The following is a 23,233-nucleotide window of genomic DNA, read 5'->3' on the forward strand; positions in this document are numbered from 1 at the left end:
ATACGCCATGACCGATGAGATGCTGCGTGCCCCCGCCGAGGCCAAGTACGCCGAGGAGCTCGACTGGCTGGAGTCGGTCGACGACGGGCCCAAGCCGTTCTCCTGGCGGCTCAGCCCGCGCATGGTCCGGCTGTTCGTGCTCGGCTCCGAGCGCTCCGACGGCCTCGACCGGGAGATCAAGCAGAAGTGGTTCGGCGACCGGAGCTTCGTCGAGCGCGCCATCGTCACGCTCGCGTCCGACCGCGGCCTGCTGCTGATCGGCGACCCCGGCACCGGCAAGAGCTGGCTGGCCGAGCTGCTGTCGGCGGCGATCTGCCGCAACTCGACGCTGGTCGTGCAGGGCACCGCCGGCACCACCGAGGACCACATCAAGTACTCGTGGAACGTCTCCATGGTGATCGCCAAGGGCCAGTCGCGCCAGTCGATGATCCCGTCCCCGATCATGACCGCGATGGAGCAGGGCGTGATCGGCCGGTTCGAGGAGCTGACCCGCTCCACCAGCGACGTGCAGGACGCGCTGATCTCGATCCTGTCGGAGAAGTACGTGTCCATCCCCGAACTGGACGACGACAACATCGTCTTCGCCAAGCCCGGCTTCTCCGTCATCGCCACCGCCAACAGCCGCGACCGGGGCGTCAACGACCTGTCGTCGGCCCTCAAACGGCGCTTCAACTTCGTCCGCATCCCGGTCGTGACCAACAAGCGGAGCGAGGCGGAGATCGTCCGCTTCCGCACCACCGAGCTGCTGCGCAGGCACCGCATCGAGCTGGAGGTGCCGCCGTCGCTGCTGGACATCCTGCTGCAGAGCTTCGCCGACCTGCGCGCCGCAGCCCAGTCGGCGACCAGCGACGACGAGAAGCTGGAGTCGGCGCTGTCCACCGCCGAGCAGATCGGCGTGCTGGAGGACGCGATCCTGCACAGCAACTTCTTCGGCGACAGCACGCTGCGGGCTTCGACGCTGGCCGGGTCACTGGTCGGCTCGCTGGCCCGGCGCAGCCCCGAGGACCTGGCCATACTCAACAAGTTCTGGCACGGCGTGGTCGAGCCGCGCAGCAAGAAGGACGGCGGCGAGTGGCAGGGCTTCCTCGAAGGCGGCCGCCAGGCGATCGCCACGCTCTCATGAGCCCGTTCGCCGCGCTGCGCGAGCAGCTGCACGCCGCCGCCGAGACCTTCGCCGACGGGCCCGGCGCGCTCTCCGGCATCCTGTCGGGCCTGGTCGACGACGTCGACCGGGCGCTGGCCGAGCCGCTGGAGATCTTCCCGGTCTGCCACCACTCCCCGGCCTCGGCGCTGGCCATGGCCAGGAGGCTGCGCGAGAAGCAGCCCGAGGTCGTCTACCTGGAGCTCTGCGAGGACCTGCGGCCGGTGCTCGACGAGCTGCGCAACTGCCGGCTGCCGGTCGCGCTGCAGGCGTTCGCCACCGAGCTGGACGGCTTCCCCGAGGGCTGGGGCCCGCTCAACGTGGTCGCGCCCATCACCGAGGCGTCCGCCGAATACCAGGCCATCGCGTACGCGCTCGACACGCCCGGCGTGGAGCTGGTGCTGGTGGACCGCTCGGCCGACCACGTCTACCAGTGGCTGCCGCAGGAACGTCCTGACGAGTCCGTCGGCATCGAGATCGGCGACCTGCGGCCCCGCTTCGCCGAGCTGGAGCGGCACCTGCTGCACCACGCCAAGGTCCGCCACTGGTCCGAGTGGTGGGACCAGTACGTGGAGCAGCCGCTCTCCGGAGCCGACTACGCCACCTACCGGCAGGTCATGGTGCTGATCGGCAGCCTGTTCCGGCGGCTGACCCCGGAGGACTCGCCCCGGCTGGCCGGCGACGAGGAGCGCGAGCGTCACATGTGGACGCGCATGCGCGAGCACCTGGCCGCCTCCGGCGCCGACCCCGGGCGCTGCCTGTACGTGTGCGGCGCCTTCCACGCCGCCAGCCGGGTCGAGGAGTTCGGCCTGCGCGCGGCGGAGCCCGCCTACGAGGTCACCCCGCGCACCGGCACGACCTGGCAGTACGGGATCGTCCCGGCCAGCCACTCGGCCGTCGAGGCCCAGTTCGGGCTGGCACCCGGCTCGGTGTCGATCGCCGCCGCCACCTACGCCAAGGCGGTCACCCGAGGCGGCGTCAAGACCTACCAGCTCAAGGGCCGGCAGGCGACGACCAGGCCGCGCAAGGCGGCTCCGGTCGCGGAGGGGCCGGTGACCGACCGGCTGACCGGATTCCTGTCGAGCCCGCCGGCGCTGGACGCGCTGGACGAGGCCGAGCTGCTCGGCTGGTGCGTCGACATCGTCCGGCTGGCCCGCCGCAACGGCTACCTGGCCAGCACCGCCGACGCCATCGCGGTGTTCGAGACGTCGATCCTGCTGGCCGGGATGCGCAACCGCGCCAGACCCACCCCGTACGACTTCCAGGACGCGGCCGTCACCTGCATCGAGAAGGACGCCGTGCCCGGCCGCAGGGACGTCGCGCAGCTCTGCGAGATCCTGCTCGGCGGCGACCGGATCGGCGAGGTCGGCTACGCCGCGCTGCCGCCGCTCGCCCAGGACGTCTACGACCGGCTGGAGCCGCTCGGCGTCGACGTGCGGAAGCGGGCCGTGCACCGGGTGCTGCTCGACTTCGGCACCGACCCCGAGCTGGAGCCCTGCTCCCACCTGCTGTGGATGCTGCGCCGCCTGATGCCGGACGGCGCGGTACGGCCGATCATGGGCAACCGCGCGCTGGGCGAGCGGTCCAGGCAGGAGAGCTGGGACGTGGCCATCGGCCACCACCAGCGCGCACTCATCGAGCTCGGCTACGAGGGCGTCACCGTCGAGCAGGTGCTGGAGCAGCGGCTGCGCAAGATGGTGACGGATCCCGAGGCCACCGCCGCCGTCGCGCTGGAGGCGGTGGAGGAGTCCATCGTGCTCCTGGGGAGCCGCCGGTTCACCGAGGAGCTCGGGGCGCGGGCGGTGGAGCTGCTGGCGGCCGAGCGCACCGTCGACGACGCGCCCGACGTGCTGCGCCGCATCCGCCGGCTGCTCACGCACTACCGGTCCGCCGAGCCGGCGCTGCCCGCCTGGGTCGAACGGTTCGTCACCACCGGATACGCGCACTACTGCACGCTGCTGCCGAGCGCCTTCGTGGCCGACGACACCGGGGTGCGGCAGGTGGCGGCCATGCTGGGGTTCCTGTCCGGGATGGAGAGCCTGGCGATCTCGCTCGGCTGCGACCGCGCCCAGCTGGAGCTGGCGGTCAAGCAGTCGCACCCGGAGACGCCGGGCAAGGTCGCGCTGCTGTGGGCGGCCAGGTTCCAGCTCGGCCTGCTGTCGTCGGCGGAGCTGCGGGCGCGCTGTGCCGAGCTGCTGGCCAACCCGCTGGTGGTGCCGTCGTTCCCGCAGTACCTGAGCGGTTTCGTGCAGGCGCTCGAATCCGCGCCCGCGCTGACGCCGTTCGTGGTCGAGCTGATCTCCGACGCCTTCGCGACCCTGCCCGACAGCGTGCTGCTGCCGTGGCTGCCCAAGCTCATCACCACCCTGAAGGACGAGGCCGCCGAGCTGGTGCCGGTTCTCGTACGCGAAGCCGGACGGACGTTCCCCGGCACGCTCGCGGCGGTGGACGCGTGGACCCCGCCATGGACCGCCGCGCCCGCCCCGACTCCCGTCCCCACTCCGGCGGGCGGCCCGGTCACGAACCTGCTCGCCGCCCACCCGGCCACCACCGACGCGCTCGCGGCCCTGCTGGGCTGCGACGGCACCTGGCAGGCCACCGGGGCGACCGGCCCCGGCCCGGCAGGTGACCTCCTGGCCCGCCACCCGGCGGCGCCCGACGCACTGGCGGCCCTGCTGGCACCGGGCTGACGGCAGCGTCGGCCTCGCTCGCTGTGAGGACAAGCCTCGGGCGCGGCTGAAGCGCTGACCGCCACGGGGGTAGGGATAGCCCTACCCCCGTTCCGCCTGCTCGCGGGACTGATTCGGCCGCCGCCGATCCGTAGCGTTGCCGGTATGACGACCCTCCAGCAGCGCATCGCCGCCGACTCCCGCTACCTGCTCCTGTCCTTCCCCACCGCCCTCGTCACGTTCCCGCTGGTCGTCGCCGGTGTCTCCGCCGGGCTGGGCGCCGCCGTCGCGTTCGTCGGACTGCCCGTGCTGGCCGCCACCGCCGGGCTCGCCAGGAACGTCGCCGACGTCGAGCGGGCCTCCCTGCCCGGCGTGCTGGGCCACCCCGTCGCCCGTCCCCGCTACCGCGAGGCGCCCGTCTGGGCCGGTTGGTTCCGCCGGATGATGAACCCGCTGGCCAGCGGTCAGGCGATCATGGACCTGCTGCACGTGATCATCGCCTTCCCGATCGCCGTCGCCGGGTTCGTGGTGGCCGCCGTCTGGTGGGTGGGCACGCTGGCCGGGCTGACCTTCCCGCTGTACGGGTGGATCATCGCGGGCATCCCCGGGGCCGTCGAGACAGGGCTGCCCGACCTGCTCGGGTTCGGCGCCAGCCCGGCGCTGTTCGTGGTCTGGAACACCGTGATCGGCCTGCTGTTCGCCATCACCCTGGCCCCCGTGCTGCGCGGAACCGCTCTGGTGAAGGCGAGCCTGGCCGAGCTGATGCTCACCCGGCCCGCTCTCGCGCGCCCCGCCGCCGCGCCGCATATCGTGGACCAGAGGATCCCCGCCTGATCTTGAAGGGTAAACCCGTGCGCAGCCCAATCTTCGGCAACCTCGACACCCAGCAGCTCCCGCCCGGCTTCGCCCTGCAGAACGGCAAGATGCTCCGGGTCGAGCTCCCCGAGGTGCTCGCCAAGCAGGGGTCGATGGTCGCCTTCCAGGGCAACTGGGACTTCGACTACGAAGGCTCCGGCGGGCTGGGCAAACTGTTCAAGAAGGCCATGACCGGCGAGGGCGCCTCGCTCATGCGGGTGCGCGGGCAGGGCGCGCTCTACCTCGCCGACAACGCCGACGACATCCACCTGTTCTACCTCGAGAACGAGGGCCTGACCGTCAACGGCCGCAACCTGCTCGCCTTCCAGCCGCAGATCAGCTGGGACATCCAGCGGGTGCAGGGGGCCGGGGTCGCGGCGGGCGGGCTGTTCAACACCACGCTCACCGGCACCGGATGGGTCGCCGTCACCACCCACGGCACCCCGGTCATGCTCGACGCGAGCCGCATGCCGACCTTCGCCGACGGGCAGTCGGCCGTGTGCTGGAGCGCCGCCCTGCACGTCGGCGTCAACCGCACCTTCAAGGCCGGCGCGCTGATCGGCCGGGGCAGCGGCGAGGCCATGCAACTGGCCTTCCAGGGCCAGGGTTTCGTCCTGGTCCAGGCCAGCGAGGGCCCGCTGGTGCCGAAGCCCGCCTGACGACACCGGCGCGGTCGAGGCAGCCGGTGCCAAGTCACCCGCAAGCCGCGGTCGCCATTCTGTCCCGCATGGGAAACTTCCCGCGGATCGTCCTGATCCTGCTCTGGCTGGCGGTCTGCCTGGCGCCGATCCCGGTGGCGGTGCCCGACTACCTGCTCACGCTCGGCCACACCGGCACGCCCGGGACGCTCACGGTGGTGTCCTGCGAGTCGCTGAGCCGGGGCCGGTACGACTGCCGCGGCCGGTTCGTCCCCGACGACGGCGGCCGGCCCGTGATGGTGGCGACCTCCCCCGACTCGGACGCGGGCGACGTGACGCACGCCCGCCTCACCCCCGACGGCACCCGCGCGCTCCCCGACGGGGCCAAGGGCGTGCTCGCCGTCTCCGCCGTCCCGGCCGCCGGGCTCGCCGGTCTCGGTTTCCTCCCGTACGTGCTCGCGTACTGGTGGGGTGGGCCGCGGGCGCGCAGGCGAGCGGTCACGGTGGGGATCGTGACCACCTCGGTGGGCCTTCTGACCATGGTCGTCGGATTGGTGGCCGCGCACTCCTAAGCATCCCCTCATCCACTTCTGAAGTCATCTCCAACGAGCTGTCGGAGATAAGCCCTTCTGTCTATCGGGCAGACGCCGCACTCCTCTTCACCGAAGGAAAGGTCAAACTGGCGGTCATCACCGAGGTGCAACGTCAGCGCGACGACACCAAACACTGGACGTGGCTGGCCTACATCGCCAACATGCGTGCCCGCGACCGCTGTCAGGCGTTGCTGGTCGTCATCTGCCCCAACCGCGCCGTTGCCGCATGGGCGTCCCAGCACATCCAGACCGGCCATCCGGGCCTGGTCCTGCGTCCCTTCGTGATCGGCCCCGATAACACGCCCGTCATCACCGACGTAGCCGAGGCCGTCGGCAACATCGGCCTGGCGGCTATCGCTGCGATCACCCATAGTGAGAACCCGCAGATCAAAGCCATTCTCGCCACCCTGACAGAAGCTCTGGACCACATCGACCCGGAGAAGGCAGGACGCTACGCTGAGTATGTCACCGTGGCACTGGCGGGGGACGCGCAGAAAGAAATGGAGCGGCTCATGGCCACACAGACCTACCTCTACCAGGGCGAATATGCACAAAGCCTCATGGCGAAGGGCGAGGCCCGGGGTGAGGCCCGGGGTGAGGCCAAAGGGCTGCTCGTCGTGCTGGAGGCGCGCGGGTTCCGGGTGACCGAGGACGACCGGGATCGGATCATGTCCTGCACCGACATCAAGACGTTGGAAAGATGGCTGCAGCGGGCCGCGCTGGTCGACTCCGTGGACAAGCTCTTCGAGTGAGACACTCGGCCAGGGTTCTCCCACCGCCCAGGAGACGCTCCGCGTACTTCGGGTCACGCTGGCTCTCAGCAGCGGGCGACCGCATGGTCGGAGCCGGTGACCTGGGGAATCTCAGGTGGTGAAGCCGTCCTGCCGGACGCCTTCGGAGAGGACGGCCGCCAGCGCGGGGTTTCCGATGACGCGCACCGGCACCGTCAGCCACGTCCAGCGGGCGGCGGCGAGATCCGCCGGGATCGGCGCTTCAGCGTGGGAGACCAGTCGCCGCAGCGCGGCCTCGATGTGGGTGTCGGCCGCGCGGCCCTCAGCGTGGGAGTGATCCGGGCAGGTGGCGGGGACGAGGGGCCCCAGGCCGGCTATGGCGAGACAGGCGAGGGGCGGGAGGCGACGGGCGGCCTCCAGGGCGAGGACCGCCCCCGGACCCCACCCGGCCAGCGCCACGGTGCCCCCGACGGCCGTCAGGACCGCCAGGAGGTCCTCCACTTCCCGCGCCACCGCGTAAGGGGCGGTCGTCCCGCTGCCGCCGGTGCCCCGCCGGTCGTAGCGGTATACGGTGAAACGCTCCGCCAGCAGGGCCGCCGCCCGATCGGGGAACCCGGCCAGGACCACCGCAGGTCCCTCCCCGTCCGTGCGGTACGCGATGGACGTCCCGTCGCAGGACGTGACCCGGGGCACGACGTCACCGGGGCGCGATGTTGAGGTTGAGCCGGAACAGGTTGTCCGGGTCGTACGTACGCTTCACCTCGGCCAGCCGGGCGTGATCGGCTTCCGTGTACGCGTCCGCGACCCGCCCGGCGTCGGCCAGGAAGTTGAGGAACGTGCCGCCGGTCCCGTGCGGCGACAGCGCGTCGGCCATGCCGGCGAGCCGCTCGCTCACGATGACCGAGAACGCCGCGCCCCGGTGCCCGACCGGCCCCGCGTCCGGGCCTGGACGGGACATCGCGCCGCCCCAGTGCCTGATCTCCACGGTGGCGTGCCGCCCGGCCTCCACCAGCGTGCCGATCACCGCGTCCGGCAGGTCGTGGAAGAAGTCGAGGTAGCGGGCCGGGGTGCCGCCCATGGCCGCGTCCGCGTACCGGACCGGCCGCACCTCGTCCCTGATCGCCGGCCCGGCCACCTCCCACAGCGGCCGGAGCACCCGCTCGCCCCGCTCGGGCGCTCCCGCGTACATGGCCTTGATCCCGAGCACCCGCTCGGTCCCGCCCGGCAGCGTGGTGAGCATGACCGCCGTGCTCACCTCGTCGGGGGCCTGCGCCGCCCAGGCGCGGTAGTGGGCCAGGGTCTCGGCCGCTCGCTCGTACGGGAAGAAGGCGATCCCGGCATGGACCAGGTCGACCGGGTAGAGCCGGAACTCCAGCGAGGTGACGATCCCGAAGTTGCCGCCCCCGCCGCGCAGCGCCCAGAACAGGCCGGCGTGCCGGTCGGCGTCCGCCGTGACGGTCCGGCCGTCGGCGGTGACCACCTCGGCGCTCACGACGCTGTCGGCCGCGAGCCCGTACCTGCGCGCCAGCCACCCGACCCCGCCGCCGAGCGTGTAGCCCGTCACCCCGACGTCGGGCGACGACCCCGACAGCGGCGCCAGCCCGTACGCCGCGGCCTCCCGCAGCACCCGCCCCCACCGCACACCGGGCCCGACCCGGGCCACCCGCCTCGCCGGGTCGATCTCCACCCGGTCCAGCGCCCCCGTGCGCAGCAGGATCCCGCCGTCGGCCGGCACGTGCGTCCCGTGCCCGGTGGCCTGCACGGCCAGCGGCAGCCCGCACGTCCTGGCGGACACCAAGGCGGCCCGCACGTCCTCCGTCCGCGCCGCCTCCGCGACCATGACGGGCCGCGCGTCGACCGCCGGGTTCAGCGACTGCCGGCCCAGCTCGTAGCCCTCGTCACCCGGCAGGTGCACGGCACCGGTGAAGCCGTCGATCCGGTCGGCGATGTTCGTCAGCATGATGCGTCCCTTCGGTGGTTGACCTGAACTCAGGCTCCTGCGGCACGCCCGCGGGGGGCATCCGTATAGACCACGGATCCACCACGGATTCACCGCCCACCCGCACCCGTTCTGGCGCGGTGGGCGATGATGGGGCCGTGACGGGCGGAGGGATGTCGGAGCGCGAGGCCGAGGTGCTCGCCGCGCTCGGGCACCGCCTCACCAACGCGCAGATCGCCGCCCGCCTGCACATCTCCGTCCGCACCGTCGAGAGCCACGTCTCGTCGCTGCTGCGCAAGCACGGGGCCGCCGACCGCAAGGAGCTGGCCGCGCTCGCCCGGCAGAGCCGGACGGGGGAACTTGCGGGGCTGCCGGCGGCGCGCACGAGCTTCGTGGGGAGGTCGGCGGAGCGCGCGGAGATCATCGCGGCCTTCGAGTCCTCCCGCCTGGTGACGCTGGCAGGGCCCGGCGGGGTGGGCAAGACCCGGCTGGCGGTGGCGGTCGCCGGGGCGGCGGCGCCGTCGTTCCCGCACGGCGGCGCGTTCGTGGACCTGGTGCCGGTGCGCGACGGGTTCGTGGCGGAGGCGGTGGCCGCGGCGCTCGGCGTGGCGGAGCGGCCGGGGCAGCCGCTGGAGGACGCGATCGCCGACCGGCTCGGGCGCGGGCGCGCGCTGCTGGTGCTGGACAACTGCGAGCACCTGCTCGATCCGGTGGCCGCGCTCGTGGACCGGTTGCTGGCGGTCTGTCCTGCCACCCGGGCGCTGGTGACCAGTCGCGAGCGGCTCGGCGTCCCCGGGGAGCGGGTCGTCTCCGTCGAGCCGCTGCCGCCGGGGTCCGACGCGGTCGAGCTGTTCCTCGACCGGGCGGGGGCCGCCGGGTTCGCCGCCGGACGGGACGTCGCCTCGCGCATCTGCGCCCGGCTCGACGGGCTCCCGCTGGCGATCGAGCTGGCCGCCGCCCGGGGGGCCGCGCTGGGAGCCGATGGTCTGCTGGCGGCGCTCGACGACAACCTGCGGTTGCTGGCGGGCGGGCGTGGCGGCGACCGGCGGCACCGGTCGCTCCGGGCCGTGCTGGGCTGGAGCCACGACCTGCTGGAGGCGGACGAGCGCGCCCTGTTCCGGCGGCTGGCGGTGTTCGCCGGAGGGTTCGGCCTGGATGCCGTGGTGGCCGTGACGGGCGGCAGCCGGAGTGCCGCCGCCGACGTGCTGGGCAGGCTGGTCGACAAGAGCCTGGTCGTCCACTGTCGCGACGCCGGCGGCTGGCGCCTGCTGGAAACGGTCCGCGCCTTCGCAGCCGAACGCCTGGAGGAGAGCGGCGAGCTCCCGGACGCCCGGCGGCGTCACCTCGCCTGGGCGGTCGAAACGGCCGACGCGCTCACCACCGCCCGCGCGGACGACCTCGACACCGCCTGGTGGGGCCGCTTCGACGCGGTGGCCGACGACCTGCGAGCCGCCCTCGCCACCGCGACGACCGCTGACGCCGCCGCCCTCCCGTCCCCCGAGGGGACGTTCGCGGCGGGGACTGCGGATGGGGCAACCGGCACGGACGCTGACGGGACGGGTGCGGGGGAGAGTGCGGGCGCTCGCGTGGGCGTGGATAGGGCAACCGGCACGGACGCTGACGGGATGGGTGCGGGGGAGAGTGCGGGCGCTCGCGTGGGCGTGGATAGGGCAACCGGCACGGACGCTGACGGGTCGGGTGCGAGGGAGAGTGCCGGTGCTCGCGTGGGCGTGGATGGGGGAACCGGCACGGACGGTGACGGGTCGGGTGTGGTGGGCGTTGGTGGGGAGGCGCATCGGCTGGCTAGGCGGTTGGCGGGGCTGACGTATGGGCGGAGGTTTTTGCGGGAGGCTGTCGCGCGTTATGAGCAGGCGGCGGTGCTTGCTCCTGGGGATGGGGAGGCGGCGCGGGATCTGGCCGACGCCGCCGAGTGCGCGCTGGCGTTCGCGCGTGCGGGGCAGGCGTATCGGCTGCAGCTCGGCGCCGCGGAGAGGGCGCGGGCGGCCGGGGACGGGAACGCCGAGGCGGTGGCGCTGGCGCGGGCGGCGGTGATCGCCGAGAGGCATCCGGGGTTCGGGTTCGACGACGAGCCGGAGGAGGAGCGGGTGCGGGCGCTGCCGGCGGAGGCGGCCGCGGCGGGAGACCTGGACGATCCGTACGTGGCCGCGCACGTGGCGGCGGCGCGCGCCTGGAGCACCGGGCGGCCGGACGTGGCCGGGCGAGCGCTGGAAGCCGCACGGGCCACCGGGGACCCGGTGCTGACCAGCTCCGCGCTGGACGCCGTCATCTGCGCCGCCGACCGCGGGGGACGGGCCAGGGAGGCGTACCGGCTGGCGGGGGAGCGGCTCAAGCTGCTGCCCGCCATGGACGGCGACGACCCGCGGACCGGTATCGAGATCGTCGACGCGCTGCACACCGCGTCCTTCTTCGCCGTCGCCGTCGGCGACCTGCATGGGGCCCTGGAGGCGGCCCGGATGGCGGCGGACGACGACGTCACGGGCAGCCATCCCGCGCTGGCCGGCAGCAGGCTGGTGCCCCCGCTGGTGCTCGCGGGCGACTTCGACCAGGCGCTGGCGCGGGCGGCCGAGATGGTGGACGGCCAGGCGCGCGTGGACGCCCCGCCCGGACGGTGGATGGCTCCCGCCCTCGGCATGGTGGCACTGGCCCACGGCCTGCGCGGGGACGACACGGCATGCCAGGCGTGGCGGGCCCGCGCGATCGCCGTCGGCCACATCGGCCCGGTCTCCCGCTACGCCCCTCTGATCACCTTCATCGACGCCCGCCTCGCCATCCACCAAGCCGACCTCGCCCTCGCGCACACCTCGCCGCCGGCGGACGGCCAAGGGCGAGAGGGTGGCGGTGGGATGTTCGGAAGGTACGCGATCGCGGCGGTGGCGGAGCTGGCCGTGGTCCGCGGGGAGGCGGATGCCGCTGAGCGGGTGGCCGCGGCGAAGGCGGCGGGTGAGGAGAACGCGTGGGCCGCCGCCTGCCTGAAGCGGGCCCAAGGGCGGTTGCGGGGGGACCGGGAGGCGTTGAGCGAGTCGGCGGAGATGTGGGGGCGGATCGGGGCGGCCCATGAGCGGGAGGCCACACTCCGGTTGCTCAACTTGACCGATCGTTCTGGATAGAGCTAGGTTCTCCGGTATGGCGAGGAGCAAGGAGTTCGACCCCGACGCGGCGCTGCAGCGTGCGCTGGAGCTGTTCTGGGAGCGCGGTTACGAGGCGACCTCCATGGCCGACCTCGTGGCCCACCTGGGCATAGCGCGGGCGAGCATCTACGCCACGTTCGGCGGCAAGCGCGAGCTCTACCTCAAGGCCCTGGAGCGCTACCTGCACAACATGGACCCGGCCGTCCTGGACGCGCTGTCCCAGCCCGGCCCGGTGCTGCCGGCCGTGCGCGCGCTGATCAGGACGTACGCGGAAGAGTCCGGCGGCGACGACCGGCGGGGTTGCATGGTCGTGAACGCCGCGGTCGAGCTGGCGCCGCGCGACCCGGCCGCGGCCGCGTTCGTGGAGGCCAGCTGGAGCCACCTGGAGACGGTGCTGACCTCGGCGCTGACCAGGGCGCGCGCCCAGGGCGAGCTGGCTCGGGGCAAGGACCCGCGGGCCGTCGCCCGCATGCTGCTGGTGCTCATGCAGGGGATGCGGGTGCTCGGCCGGACTCCCGGCGGCGCCGCCCGGCTGGACGACGCCGCCGACCAGGCGCTGGCCGTGCTGGGCTGACGCGGCCTTTTTCATGCTCAAATTCTAGACCGATCGTTCTCGATAAAGGGGTTTGTCATGCAGGGCAAGGTCGTTCTCATCACCGGCGGTTCCTCCGGCATCGGCTACGCGACCGCCCGGGCGTTCGCGGCCGAGGGCGCCACGGTCGTGATCACCGGGCGGGACGAGGGGCGGCTCGCCGACGCGGCCAAGCGGCTCGCCGCCGACTGGATCGCCGCCGACGTCTCCAGCGCCGCCGACTGCGCCCGCATGGTCGCCACCGCCGCCGACCGGCACGGCGGCCTGCACGTCGCCGTCAACAACGCGGGCGTGCTGGGCCGCCCCGGCCCGCTCGCCGACCTGGACCCCGACGACTGGGCGGCCCTGCTCGGCGCCAACCTGACGGGCGTGTTCCACTCCATGAAGTACGAGATCGCGTACATGAAGGAGCACGGCGGCGGATCGATCGTGAACGTGGCCTCCAACATCGGCGCGCACCGCCGCATCCCGGGCATGGCCGCGTACGCCGCCTCGAAGGCCGGCGTCAGCGTGCTCTCCAAGGCCGCCGCGCTCGAGTACGCCGCCGACGGCATCCGGATCAACTCCGTCAGCCCCGGCGCCACCGACACGACCATGAGCTTCCTGCCCGGCGAGAGCCCCGCCGAGCGGGACGCCAGGCTCGCGCCGTCGATGCCGCTCGGCCGCGTCGCCGACCCCGACGAGGTGGCCGCCGCCGTGCTCTGGCTGGCCGAGGCCCGGTCGAGCTTCGTCGCCGGCCACGACCTGGTGGTGGACGGCGCGGCCAGCGCCTGATCTCACCCTCCGGCGAAGAACAGAAAGGCCGCGGCGTCGCGGGCCAGCAGGAAGCCGGCGATGCCCAGCGTCCAGCCCACCGCCGACGCCGCGTGCCTGGCCAGCCAGGCGCGGAGCCGTACCAGCTTCGGCTCCACCCAGGCCGCGGCCGTCGCGCGCAGCCCGAGCAGCGCCAGCACCGGCACGAACATGAGGGCCACGTACGCGGCGAGCAGCGGCAGCCACTGACCGGCGGGGAGCGCCGCGGTCGTCATGATCCCGATGGCCGCGAGGTAGGGCACCATGGTGGCCACCTCCAGCGTTCCCGCCGTCAGCCCGAGCAGCACCATCGCCCGCGGCCCGCCCATCCGCGGCTCCAGCCGCGGGCCCTTGCCACGCTTGCCGTCGAAGCGGAAGCTCAGCGCGAACAGGCCCACGCCCAGCACGAGCTGCACCCAGTACGCGGCCTCGCTGTGGAGTGCGTCGCCGAAGTTCTCCATGGCTGTGGACAACCCGAGCATGAGGCCCACACCGACGAGGTAGTAGAACACCGCCACCGTCGCCAGGTAGAGGAGCAGCCGCGGCGCCTGCCCGCGCTCCGACGCCACCATCAGGTAGACGGGGATGCCCAGGGTGCCGAAGCTGGTGCTGTCGACGATCGCGAGGGCGGCCAGGGTGAGCAGCAGGCCGGTGGTCATGTCACCGATCCTGGCCGAGCGGCCTCGGTCGTCGCATCCTGCTCATGGCCGAAGAGGCGCGTACATCTTTCTGCCTACGGGGCCCGCGTTCCCGTACTCGCGGGCGCGTACGGGGGAGACAACCGCGGGGCGACGCCGCGCGCCGAGCCGTGCTCCTACCGTCGGACGATGAGGAAGACGAACTCTCTCGGAATGTCACCGGTCGCCGTCGCGGGGCTGGCCGCGCTCGGCGTGCCGCGGGTGATCGCGCACGATCTGGGGCTGGTCGGCCCGGTCGTCAACGCCGTGCTGGTGTTCCTGCCGGTCGCGATCTGGCTGGGCGTCGTGCTGTGGAGGCGGGTGCCGAACCCGTTCCTGACGCTGCTGGCGATCGGCGGCGCCTACGGGGTGCTGCTGGCGATCACCCACCAGCTGCTCTGGTCGTCGGCGTTCGGTGAGGACGCGCCGCGGCTGGGCGGCAACCTGGCGGGCGGGCTGTCGCCCGGCGCGGAGGAGGCGCTGATGCGGACGTTCGCGTTCGGCAGCAGCGTGTTCACCGGGGTCATGGTCGGGCTGGTCGTGGGCGCGGTCGGCTGGGTGCTGTCGCGCGCGGTGCCGGCGTTCCGGCCCCGGGGCCGCGAGACCGGGTCCTGAGGCCGGAACGGCGGGTGGTCAGCGGACGGCGTGCGGGCGGCGTCGCGCCAGGAGCAGCCCCAGGGCGATCATGCCCACGCCCAGGACCAGGTGGAGCCAGTTGTCCGCGTTGTTGACCGGCACGAAGTTCGCCGCGCTGTCGTGGTCGACCAGCATGCCGTAGATCCACAGCAGCAGGTAGACGACGCCGCCGCCGACGAGGAAGTTGCGGGCGCCCGACACCGTGCGGGCGAGCAGGATGCCGGCGACCCCGAACAGCAGGTGCACGATGTTGTGCAGGATCGACACCTGGAACACGCCCAGGAGCATCGCTTCCGAGTCGTGCGAGGCGAACTGGAGCTGGTCGTAGTCCGTGGTGATGCCGGGAACGAACCCCAGCACACCGACCAGCAGGAACACGGCTCCCGTGACGAGTGCCGCTAATTGCACGGGGGTCCGGGTGCCGGCTGTACGGGGGTGTTCATAGGAGCTCCCTCGGGACGGGTCTCTTGTGGATCCGCCGTCTGCCCTCCGCGGGCAGGCGCTAACGCGACCGCCCGAACGGACTCTCCGGAATCGAGTCATTACTCTGCGCATAAGGTTTCGATCGGTTGCTCACGGTCACCGTTGGTAGATACACGACATGGTCAACGAGCGAACGGCCGAGGAGCCCAAGGAGGGAGCCACCGGGGCCCTCCTGCGGATCGGAGACTTCTTCAGCCGGGGCGTCTATTCGGGCGACCTGAGGGACGTGTCCTATCGGGGCGGACGGGCGGGTGAGGTCTTCTACCGCGACCGCTGGTCGCACGACAAGATCGTGCGGTCGACCCACGGGGTGAACTGCACGGGCTCCTGCTCCTGGAAGGTGTACGTCAAGGACGGCATCATCACCTGGGAGACCCAGGAGATCGACTATCCGACGGCCGGCCCCGACCGCCCCGAGTACGAACCCCGGGGCTGCCCGCGCGGAGCGGCGTTCTCCTGGTACACCTACCACCCGACCCGGGTGCGCTACCCGTACGCGCGCGGCGTCCTCGTGGAGATGTACCGCGAGGCCCGCAGGCGGCTCGGCGACCCGGTCCTGGCCTGGGCGGACGTCGTGGGCGACCCGGAGCGGCGGCGCCGCTACCAGCAGGCGCGCGGCAAGGGCGGGCTGGTGCGCACCACCTGGGACGAGGCGCTGGAGATGATCGCCGCCGCCCACGTGCACACCATCAAGGAGCACGGCCCCGACCGGATCGCCGGGTTCACCCCCATCCCCGGACAGTCGATGCTGTCCCACGCGATCGGCACCCGGTTCCTGTCGCTGATCGGCGGCCAGGCGCTGTCGTTCTACGACTGGTACGCCGACCTGCCGGTGGCCTCCCCGCAGGTGTTCGGCGACCAGACCGACGTGCCGGTGTCCGGCGACTGGTGGGACGCGGCCTACCTGATCATGTGGGGCTCCAACGTCCCCGTCACCCGCACGCCCGACGCGCACTGGATGGTCGAGGCACGCTACAACGGCCAGAAGGTGGTCGTGGTCTCCCCCGACTACGCCGACAACAGCAAGTTCGCCGACGACTGGCTGCACCCCCATCCCGGCACCGACGGCGCGCTGGCCCACGCGATGGGCCAGGTGATCCTGCGCGAGTGCTTCGTCGAGCGGCAGGTGCCGTACTTCCTCGACTACGTGCGCTGCTTCACCGACATGCCGTTCCTGGTCCGGCTGGAGGAGAAGGACGGCGCGTACGTCCCGGGGCGGTTCCTGCGCGCCGCCGACCTCGGCGGGGAGCACGCCGCGGCCGAGAACGCCGAATGGCGCACCGTGCTGCTGGACGAGGCCACCGGCGACGTGGTCGTTCCCTCCGGCTCCGTCGCCGACCGATGGTCGCACGAGGACGGACGCTGGAACCTCGACCTCGGCGACGTCCTGCCCCGGCTCACCCTGCACGGCCTGCCCGACGGCGTGGGCGCCGAGGTGCTGCTTCCCCGGTTCGACACCGCCGACGGCTCGGGGGCGGTGCTCAAGCGCGGCGTCCCGGCCAGACGGCTGACGCCCGGCGGGCCGCTGGTCACGACCGTGTACGACCTGATGCTGGCGCGCTACGGCGTCGGCCGGGACGGCATGCCAGGCGACTGGCCGACCGGCTACGACGACGCGGCCTCGCCCGGAACCCCGGCCTGGCAGGAGACGATCACCTCGGTGCCGGCCGCCGCGGCCATCCGGATCGCCCGCGAGTTCGCCATGACCGCCGAGAGCACCGACGGCCGCTGCATGATCCTCATGGGCGCCGGCACCAACCACTGGTTCCATTCGGAGACCACGTACCGCAACTTCATCACGCTGTTGCTGATCACCGGCTGCATCGGACGCAACGGCGGCGGCTGGGCCCACTACGTCGGCCAGGAGAAGTGCCGCCCGCTCACCGGCTGGACCACGCTGGCCACCGCGAACGACTGGAAACGGCCGAGCCGGCAGATGATCGGCACCGGCTTCTTCTTCCTCAACACCGACCAGTGGCGCTACGACCACTTCCGCGCCGACGCCCTGGCCTCGCCGCTCGGCGAGGGACGCTTCGAAGGGATGACGGCGGTCGACATCCTGGCCCAGTCGGCCCGGCTCGGCTGGATGCCCTCCTATCCCACCTTCGACCGCAACCCGCTGGACCTGGCCGACGAGGCCCGCGCCTCCGGCCGGGACCCTGGCGAGCACGTCGCAGGTGAGCTGGCGGCGGGCAGGCTCAAGTTCTGCGCCGAGGACCCGGACCATCCGGGCAACTGGCCGCGCATCCTCATCGCGTGGCGGGCCAACCTGCTCGGCTCGTCCGCCAAAGGCGCCGAGTACTTCCAGCGCCACCTGCTGGGCACGCTCAGCAACCTGCGGGCCACCGAGGCGCCGGAGGACGTCCGGCCGCGCGACGTGCGCTGGCGCGACCCCGCGCCCGAGGGCAAACTCGACCTGCTGCTCTCGCTGGACTTCCGGATGACGTCCACGACCCTGCTGTCCGACATCGTGCTGCCGGCCGCGACCTGGTACGAGAAGCACGATCTGAACTCGACCGACATGCACCCGTACGTGCACTCGTTCAACCCGGCGGTGGAGCCGCCCTGGCAGGCCCGCACCGACTTCGAGATCTTCAACGACATCGCCGACGGCGTGTCCGAGCTGGCCGGCGAGCATCTGGGCACCCGGTACGACCTGGTGGCCACGCCCTTCCAGCACGACACACCAGGCGAACTGGGCAACCCTGCGGGCGCGGCGCGGGACTGGCGGGCCGACGGATCGACCCCTGTCCCGGGCCGGACCATGCCGAGCGTGACCGTCGTCGAGCGGGACTACACGGCGATCTCCGCCCAGCTGCGCGCCCTCGGCCCGCTCGCCGCGTCCGAGGGCGTGCCCTGCAAGGGCGTCACCTACCAGGTGGATCACGAGATCATGCTGCTGGGTCAGGTGAACGGCGTCGCGCGCGGCGGTCCCGCCGACGGCCTGCCGCTGATCGACACCGGCAAGAAGGCGTGCGAGGCGATCCTGACGTTGTCCGGCTCCACCAACGGACGCCTCGCCGACCAGGGCTTCCGCACCCTGGCCCGGAAGGTGGGCGCCGGCGAAGGGCTGGCAGGCCTGGCCCGCGCCGACGCCGACCGCCGCATCACCTACGCCGCCACCCAGGCGCACCCGCAGACCACCATCACCAGCCCCGAATGGGCGGGCATCGAGACCACCGAACGCCAGTACAGCGCCTTCACCATCAACACCGAGCACGGCAAGCCCTGGCACACCCTGACCGGGCGCATGCACTTCTTCCTGGACCACGACTGGATCGCCGAGCTCGGCGAGAACCTGCCGACGTACCGGCCGCCGCTGAACATGCACCGGCTGTTCGGCGAGCCCGTCCTCGGCCCGGACGGCGCGCGCGAGGTGACCGTGCGCTACCTCACCCCGCACAACAAGTGGTCCATCCACTCGGAGTACCAGGACAACCTGATCATGCTGTCGCTGTCGCGGGGCGGTCAGGTCATCTGGATCAGCCCGCAGGACGCCGAGGCCATCGGCGTCGCCGACAACGACTGGATCGAGGCGGTCAACCGCAACGGCGTGGTGGTCGCCCGGGCCATCGTGTCCTACCGGATGCCGGCCGGGACGGTCTACATGCACCACGCCCAGGACCGCGTCATCGCCGTCCCCAAGAGCGAGACCACCGGACGGCGGGGCGGCATCCACAACTCGCTGACCCGCGTGCTCGTCAAACCCACCCATTTCATCGGGGGGTACGCCCAGCTCTCCTTCTTCCCCAACTACATGGGCCCGGTCGGCACCCAGCGTGACGAGATCACGGTGATCCGGCGGCGGGCGCAGAAGGTGGAGTACTGATGCGCGTCATGGCCCAGATCTGCATGGTGATGAACCTGGACAAGTGCATCGGGTGCCACACCTGCTCGGTCACCTGCAAACAGACGTGGACGAGCCGGCCCGGCGTCGAGTACGTGTGGTTCAACAACGTGGAGACGCGCCCGGGGCAGGGCTATCCGCGCCGCTACGAGGACCAGGAACGCTGGCGGGGCGGCTGGAAGCTGACCGCGCGGGGCCGGCTGGTGCCCAAGGCGGGCGGCCGGATGCGCCGGCTGGCGAGCATCTTCGCCAACCCGCTGCTGCCCAACATCCGCGACTACTACGAGCCGTGGACCTACGACTACAACGCCCTGTTCGACACCCCCGCAGGTGACGACTTCCCGGTGGCGGCGCCCCGCTCGCTCATCAGCGGCCGGCGGATGGACAACATCACCTGGTCGGCCAACTGGGACGACAACCTGGGCGGCATGCCGCAGCACGAGGGCGACGACGTCGTCCTGCAGCGGATCCAGGACAAGGTGCGCATGGAGCTCGAACAGACCTTCATGTTCTACCTGCCGCGCATCTGCGAGCACTGCATCAACCCGTCGTGCGTGGCGTCCTGCCCGTCGGGCGCGCTCTACAAGCGCGTGGAGGACGGGATCGTGCTGGTCGACCAGGACCGCTGCCGCGGCTGGCGGATGTGCGTCACGGGCTGCCCGTACAAGAAGATGTACTTCAACCACCGCACCGGCAAGGCCGAGAAGTGCACCTTCTGCTTCCCGCGCATCGAGGTCGGCCAGCCCACCGTCTGCTCCGAGACCTGCGTCGGCCGGTTGCGCTACATCGGCGTGCTGCTGTACGACGCCGACCGGGCCCCGGCGGCCGCCGCCACCCCGCGCGAGCAGGACCTCTACCCCGCGCAGCTCGACCTGTTCCTGAACCCGCACGACCCGGACGTCCGGCGGGCCGCCGAGGCGGCGGGCATCCCGCACGACTGGATCCAGGCGGCCCGCCGCTCGCCCGTCTACGACCTGATCGCCACCTACGGCGTGGCGCTGCCGCTGCATCCGGAGTACCGCACGCTGCCGATGGTCTGGTACGTGCCTCCGCTGTCGCCCGTGGTGGAGGCGATCACCGCCTCGGGCCACGACGGCGAGGACTACCGGAACCTGTTCGGCGCCATCGACACGCTCCGCATCCCGGTCTCCTACCTGGCCGAGCTCTTCACGGCAGGTGACCCGGCCCCCGTCGAGCTGGCGCTGCGGCGGCTGGCCGCGATGCGCTCCCACCGGCGGCGGATCAACCTCGGCGAGCCGGTCGACCCGGAGATCGCCGCCTCGGTCGGCTTCGACGTCGAGAAACTGGACGCCATGTTCCGGCTGCTCTCCCTGGCGAAGTACGAGGAACGCTACGTCATCCCGACGGCCGCCGCCGGAGACGTACGGAGCCTGGAGGAGACCGCGCTGAGCGGATGCAGCCTCGACTACGAGGGCGGCCCGGGGATGGGCGGCACCGAGTCGTCGGGGCCGTTCGGCGAGGCGTCCGGCCGGCCGGCGCCGCAGGCCGTGGAGACCTTCCACGTCCTGCGGCAGCGCCAGACCTCGGAGTCGGCCGCCGACACCTCCGGCCACGAGGGCCGGATCAACCTGCTCAACTGGGACGGCCGCGGCCTCCCCGAAGGGCTGTTCCCGTACCGGGCAAAAGGCGGCGCCCGGGGCGGTCAGGTGGACAGGGGCGAGGATCTGGGCGCCGAACCCGGCGAGATCAGCGAACGAGGCGAGCGCGGAGAGTCGTGATGAAGTCACCCTGGACCTCGCGGCGGCCCCGGCTGTCCGCCGACGGCGTGGCCGTGGTGCGGCGGGCGGCCGGGATGTGCCTGCGCTACCCCGACCGGGCCCTGTTCGACCGGCTGCCGCTGATCAGGGCCGCGCTCGCCGAGACCGGCGCGCATCCGCCGGTGTCCGCCGTCGCCGAGTTCGCCGAGCACCTGGCGGGCCTGGAGCCGCTGCGGGCCGAGGAGCACTACGTGGCGGTCTTCGACGTCCGCAACCGCCGCTCGCTGCACCTGACCTGGTGGACCGACGGCGACACCCGCCGCCGGGGGTTCTCCCTCGCCGCGATCAAGGCGCGCTACCGGGCGCACGGCCTGACGCCTCCGGGCAGGGACGAACTGCCCGACTACCTGCCCGTCGTCCTGGAGTACGCGACCCTGGAGCGCGAGGACGGCACGGAGCTGCTCCAGGAACACCGGGCCGGGCTCGAACTGCTGAGGTTCGCCCTGGTCAAAGCCGCCACGCCGTACGCGCGACTGCTGGAGGCGGTGTGCGGCACGCTGCCCGGGGCCTCTCCCGGCACCCCCGAGGAGGCCGCCCGGATGGCCCGCCGCCCGATCGGCGGCGGACCCGAACTGGTCGGGCTGGACACCATCGGACTCCCCTCGTCGCTTCCCTTCGCCATCACCGGGGGTCTCAAGTGATCTCACCCGTCGACGTCTTCCTGTGGGGCGCGTTCCCCTACATCGCCGTGGCGATCCTCGTCACCGGCCTCGTCTGGCGATACCGCTACGACAAGTTCGGCTGGACGACCCGCTCGTCCGAGCTGTACGAGTCGCGGCTGCTGCGGTGGGGGAGCCCGATGTTCCACATCGGGCTGCTCGTCGTGCTGATGGGCCACCTGCTCGGCCTGTTCATCCCGGACAGCTGGACGGCCGCGATCGGGGTCAGCGAGACCGTCTACAGCTTCCTGGCGATCTCGCTCGGCGTCGCCGCCGGCGTGCTCACCTACGCCGGCATCGCCCTGCTCGTCTGGCGGCGGCGCACCACCGGGCCGGTCTTCCTGGCCACGACCGTCAACGACAAGTTCATGTACGTCTTCCTGGTCGCGGCGCTGACGCTCGGGCTGGCCACCACGCTGATCAACGCCTCGACGCTGCACTACAACTACCGCGTCGACGTCTCGCCCTGGGTGCGCAGCCTCTTCGTGTTCCAGCCCGAGGTGGCGCTCATGGCGCGCACGCCGATCGAGTACCGCATCCACGCGATCTCCGGGCTGGTGCTGTTCGCGATCGTGCCCTTCACCCGGCTGGTCCACGCGTTCACCGCGCCCGTGCACTACCTGTTCAGGCCGTACATCGTCTACCGGGCCCGCGACCCGCGCAACATCGGCACCGCGGCGCTCCGGCCGGGGTGGAAGCGGAGCGACGTATGACCCGCGAGGCGAAGCCCTACTATCTGGAGTCGCTGGAGGACCGGTATCCCAGGTGGGCGGTGCGTTCGGTCTACACGGGCGTCAACAGCTTCATCTCGATCTTCCTCATGGCGATCATCGCCTACAACACCCACGCCCCGTTCGTCTTCCCGTCACTCGGGCCCACGGCCTTCCTGCTGTTCTACACGCCGCTGGCCGCCGCGTCCGCCCCGCACAACACCCTGGTCGGGCACCTGATAGGCCTGCTGGCCGGGTGGTTCTCGCTGGCGGTGACCGGGCTGCTCGCCGTGCCGCCCGACCTGGAGAAGATCGACTGGCAGCGGATCCTGGCCTGCGCCATCGCGCTCGGCCTGACCTGCGGGCTGATGCCGATTTTCCAGGCGGCGCATCCGCCGGCCGGCGCCACCACCCTGATCGTCTCGCTGGGCCTGATTCGGACCCCGGAACACCTGCTGATCATGATGGTCGCGGTGTTCGTCATCGTCCTGCAGGGCTTCGTCATCAACCGGGCGGCCGGCCTGCCCTATCCGATGTGGCGCAAGCGCGCGGAGAACGCGCCGCCGGACGACTGACAGGCCGGCCGGGACAGCCCAGTCAGTGCTTCTTGTCCCTGGCCTTCCTGATGACGTCCCTGGCACGGTCCATCATCGCCATCGGGGTGCCCACGAGCACGTTCTTGGTCGCCGACTCGGTGCCGGGATGCGGGTGGGTCGGGGCCATGGCCTCGGCGGCCTTGACGCCGGCGCCCAGCGCGCGCCGCTCGGCCTGGGAGGTGTGCTGGACGACCTTCGCGAACTCGTACCGCTCCTCGGCGCGGGCGTGCGCCTCGACGGCGGCGCGCAGCGCCAGGAGGTTGCGCATGAAGTTCGGCGCGTCCGGGCCGGCCTGGTCCATCTCCTGGAGGAGCTTCTTGGCCTCGTGCTCCTCTTCGAGGCGGTCCTGGACGACGCCCGCGCCGCCGTCGAGCTTGGTGCGGGCGTAGGGGTGGAGGATCTCCTCCTCCGCCGTCTCGTGCACGGCCAGCAGCCGCACGAGGCGGGTGAAGGACTCGCCGCGCCGCTCTGGCGGCGCCTGCTCGACTTCGTCGAACAGATTCCTGATCATGCCGTGCTGGGCGATCAGAAGTTCGATGACGTCCGTCTCTTCCATCTTCTCGGGAACTGTCTTCGTCACGGTCCATCTCCTCTCGGATTACGGCGGGTGCCTACCCGTGGTCCGGCTGGTCACGCATGCGCTTGCCGTTTCTGGAGGGACCGGCGGTGACCTGAGGAGATTGCTCCCGAAAGCCTCGGGTAGGCCCGATTCGGACGTCGCCCACCCCCCGGCGCACGCGAGTCGAGC

At 72.1% G+C, this 23,233-nt stretch carries 20 protein-coding genes; 15 read left to right on the plus strand and 5 right to left on the minus strand.

Annotation, left to right across the window (positions count from 1 at the left end):
- Nucleotides 1-7: 7 nt before the first annotated feature.
- The 6 genes from ACZ6YG_RS26745 (at nucleotide 8) to ACZ6YG_RS26770 (ending at nucleotide 6,648) form a co-directional block, all read left to right on the plus strand.
- Nucleotides 8-1,123, plus strand: a complete 1,116-nt coding sequence (locus ACZ6YG_RS26745; RefSeq protein ID WP_466019503.1) for an ATP-binding protein — start codon at nucleotides 8-10, stop codon at nucleotides 1,121-1,123.
- Nucleotides 1,120-3,831 carry a DUF5682 family protein gene (locus tag ACZ6YG_RS26750; protein WP_466019504.1) on the plus strand — a complete coding sequence of 904 codons (2,712 nt, stop codon included), beginning with the start codon at nucleotides 1,120-1,122 and terminating at the stop codon, nucleotides 3,829-3,831. Before ACZ6YG_RS26745 ends, ACZ6YG_RS26750 begins: the two co-directional genes overlap by 4 nt.
- A gap of 144 nt (nucleotides 3,832-3,975) precedes the next feature.
- Entirely contained in the window at nucleotides 3,976-4,644 is a 669-nt protein-coding gene (locus ACZ6YG_RS26755; protein WP_271277838.1) for a sensor domain-containing protein, read from the plus strand.
- Nucleotides 4,645-4,661: 17 nt separating this feature from the next.
- Nucleotides 4,662-5,324: an AIM24 family protein gene (locus tag ACZ6YG_RS26760; RefSeq protein ID WP_187281504.1), complete on the plus strand. Its 663-nt coding sequence runs from the start codon at nucleotides 4,662-4,664 to the stop codon at nucleotides 5,322-5,324.
- A gap of 68 nt (nucleotides 5,325-5,392) precedes the next feature.
- Nucleotides 5,393-5,875, plus strand: a complete 483-nt coding sequence (locus tag ACZ6YG_RS26765) for a hypothetical protein (protein ID WP_466019505.1) — start codon at nucleotides 5,393-5,395, stop codon at nucleotides 5,873-5,875.
- A 125-nt stretch (nucleotides 5,876-6,000) separates the two neighbouring features.
- The gene (locus ACZ6YG_RS26770; RefSeq protein WP_466019506.1) at nucleotides 6,001-6,648 is read left to right on the plus strand and encodes a hypothetical protein; all 648 of its coding nucleotides are present in this window, start codon (nucleotides 6,001-6,003) and stop codon (nucleotides 6,646-6,648) included.
- A 111-nt stretch (nucleotides 6,649-6,759) separates the two neighbouring features.
- On the opposite strand, the gene ACZ6YG_RS26775 is transcribed toward ACZ6YG_RS26770, so the two are convergent.
- A complete protein-coding gene (locus tag ACZ6YG_RS26775; RefSeq protein WP_148035478.1) occupies nucleotides 6,760-7,320 on the minus strand; it encodes an alpha/beta fold hydrolase in 561 nt (186 codons plus the stop codon).
- 4 nt (nucleotides 7,321-7,324) lie between these two features.
- The gene (locus ACZ6YG_RS26780; RefSeq protein ID WP_466019507.1) at nucleotides 7,325-8,587 is read right to left on the minus strand and encodes an FAD-binding oxidoreductase; all 1,263 of its coding nucleotides are present in this window, start codon (nucleotides 8,585-8,587) and stop codon (nucleotides 7,325-7,327) included.
- Between the two features lie 137 nt (nucleotides 8,588-8,724).
- Between ACZ6YG_RS26780 and ACZ6YG_RS26785 the strand changes: the two genes are divergently transcribed.
- The 3 genes from ACZ6YG_RS26785 to ACZ6YG_RS26795 are packed head-to-tail and all read left to right on the plus strand — an operon-like array spanning nucleotide 8,725 to nucleotide 13,081.
- The gene (locus ACZ6YG_RS26785) at nucleotides 8,725-11,694 is read left to right on the plus strand and encodes an ATP-binding protein (RefSeq protein WP_466019508.1); all 2,970 of its coding nucleotides are present in this window, start codon (nucleotides 8,725-8,727) and stop codon (nucleotides 11,692-11,694) included.
- A gap of 16 nt (nucleotides 11,695-11,710) precedes the next feature.
- Complete coding sequence (locus tag ACZ6YG_RS26790) at nucleotides 11,711-12,289, plus strand: TetR/AcrR family transcriptional regulator (RefSeq protein WP_271277832.1); 579 nt, start codon at nucleotides 11,711-11,713, stop codon at nucleotides 12,287-12,289.
- Between the two features lie 57 nt (nucleotides 12,290-12,346).
- Nucleotides 12,347-13,081: an SDR family NAD(P)-dependent oxidoreductase gene (locus ACZ6YG_RS26795; RefSeq protein WP_466019509.1), complete on the plus strand. Its 735-nt coding sequence runs from the start codon at nucleotides 12,347-12,349 to the stop codon at nucleotides 13,079-13,081.
- 2 nt (nucleotides 13,082-13,083) lie between these two features.
- Here ACZ6YG_RS26795 and ACZ6YG_RS26800 read toward each other — a convergent pair whose 3' ends face one another.
- Nucleotides 13,084-13,758, minus strand: coding sequence for a GAP family protein (locus tag ACZ6YG_RS26800; RefSeq protein ID WP_466019510.1), 675 nt, complete (start codon nucleotides 13,756-13,758; stop codon nucleotides 13,084-13,086).
- A 168-nt stretch (nucleotides 13,759-13,926) separates the two neighbouring features.
- Here ACZ6YG_RS26800 and ACZ6YG_RS26805 point away from each other — a divergent pair, with 168 nt between their 5' ends.
- Nucleotides 13,927-14,391, plus strand: coding sequence for a hypothetical protein (locus ACZ6YG_RS26805; RefSeq protein WP_187281503.1), 465 nt, complete (start codon nucleotides 13,927-13,929; stop codon nucleotides 14,389-14,391).
- An 18-nt stretch (nucleotides 14,392-14,409) separates the two neighbouring features.
- Here ACZ6YG_RS26805 and ACZ6YG_RS26810 read toward each other — a convergent pair whose 3' ends face one another.
- Complete coding sequence (locus tag ACZ6YG_RS26810; RefSeq protein WP_466019511.1) at nucleotides 14,410-14,820, minus strand: DUF4383 domain-containing protein; 411 nt, start codon at nucleotides 14,818-14,820, stop codon at nucleotides 14,410-14,412.
- Between the two features lie 193 nt (nucleotides 14,821-15,013).
- Between ACZ6YG_RS26810 and ACZ6YG_RS26815 the strand changes: the two genes are divergently transcribed.
- From ACZ6YG_RS26815 to ACZ6YG_RS26835, 5 genes are read left to right on the plus strand one after another with little or no spacing between them, the layout of a single operon-like run.
- Complete coding sequence (locus tag ACZ6YG_RS26815) at nucleotides 15,014-18,724, plus strand: nitrate reductase subunit alpha (RefSeq protein WP_466019512.1); 3,711 nt, start codon at nucleotides 15,014-15,016, stop codon at nucleotides 18,722-18,724.
- On the plus strand, nucleotides 18,724-20,481 hold the full coding sequence (gene narH, locus ACZ6YG_RS26820; protein WP_466019513.1) for a nitrate reductase subunit beta: 1,758 nt from the start codon (nucleotides 18,724-18,726) through the stop codon (nucleotides 20,479-20,481). Before ACZ6YG_RS26815 ends, narH begins: the two co-directional genes overlap by 1 nt.
- Nucleotides 20,481-21,161 carry a nitrate reductase molybdenum cofactor assembly chaperone gene (narJ, locus tag ACZ6YG_RS26825; RefSeq protein ID WP_397196128.1) on the plus strand — a complete coding sequence of 227 codons (681 nt, stop codon included), beginning with the start codon at nucleotides 20,481-20,483 and terminating at the stop codon, nucleotides 21,159-21,161. The genes narH and narJ overlap by 1 nt, the downstream gene beginning before the upstream one ends.
- On the plus strand, nucleotides 21,158-21,892 hold the full coding sequence (gene narI / locus ACZ6YG_RS26830) for a respiratory nitrate reductase subunit gamma (protein WP_466019514.1): 735 nt from the start codon (nucleotides 21,158-21,160) through the stop codon (nucleotides 21,890-21,892). Before narJ ends, narI begins: the two co-directional genes overlap by 4 nt.
- The gene (locus ACZ6YG_RS26835; protein ID WP_466019515.1) at nucleotides 21,889-22,464 is read left to right on the plus strand and encodes an HPP family protein; all 576 of its coding nucleotides are present in this window, start codon (nucleotides 21,889-21,891) and stop codon (nucleotides 22,462-22,464) included. Before narI ends, ACZ6YG_RS26835 begins: the two co-directional genes overlap by 4 nt.
- 22 nt (nucleotides 22,465-22,486) lie before the next feature.
- Here ACZ6YG_RS26835 and ACZ6YG_RS26840 read toward each other — a convergent pair whose 3' ends face one another.
- Nucleotides 22,487-23,065, minus strand: a complete 579-nt coding sequence (locus tag ACZ6YG_RS26840) for a hemerythrin domain-containing protein (protein ID WP_397196126.1) — start codon at nucleotides 23,063-23,065, stop codon at nucleotides 22,487-22,489.
- Between the last annotated feature and the right edge of the window lie 168 nt (nucleotides 23,066-23,233).

It is taken from the genome of Nonomuraea sp. NPDC054003 (assembly GCF_055585125.1).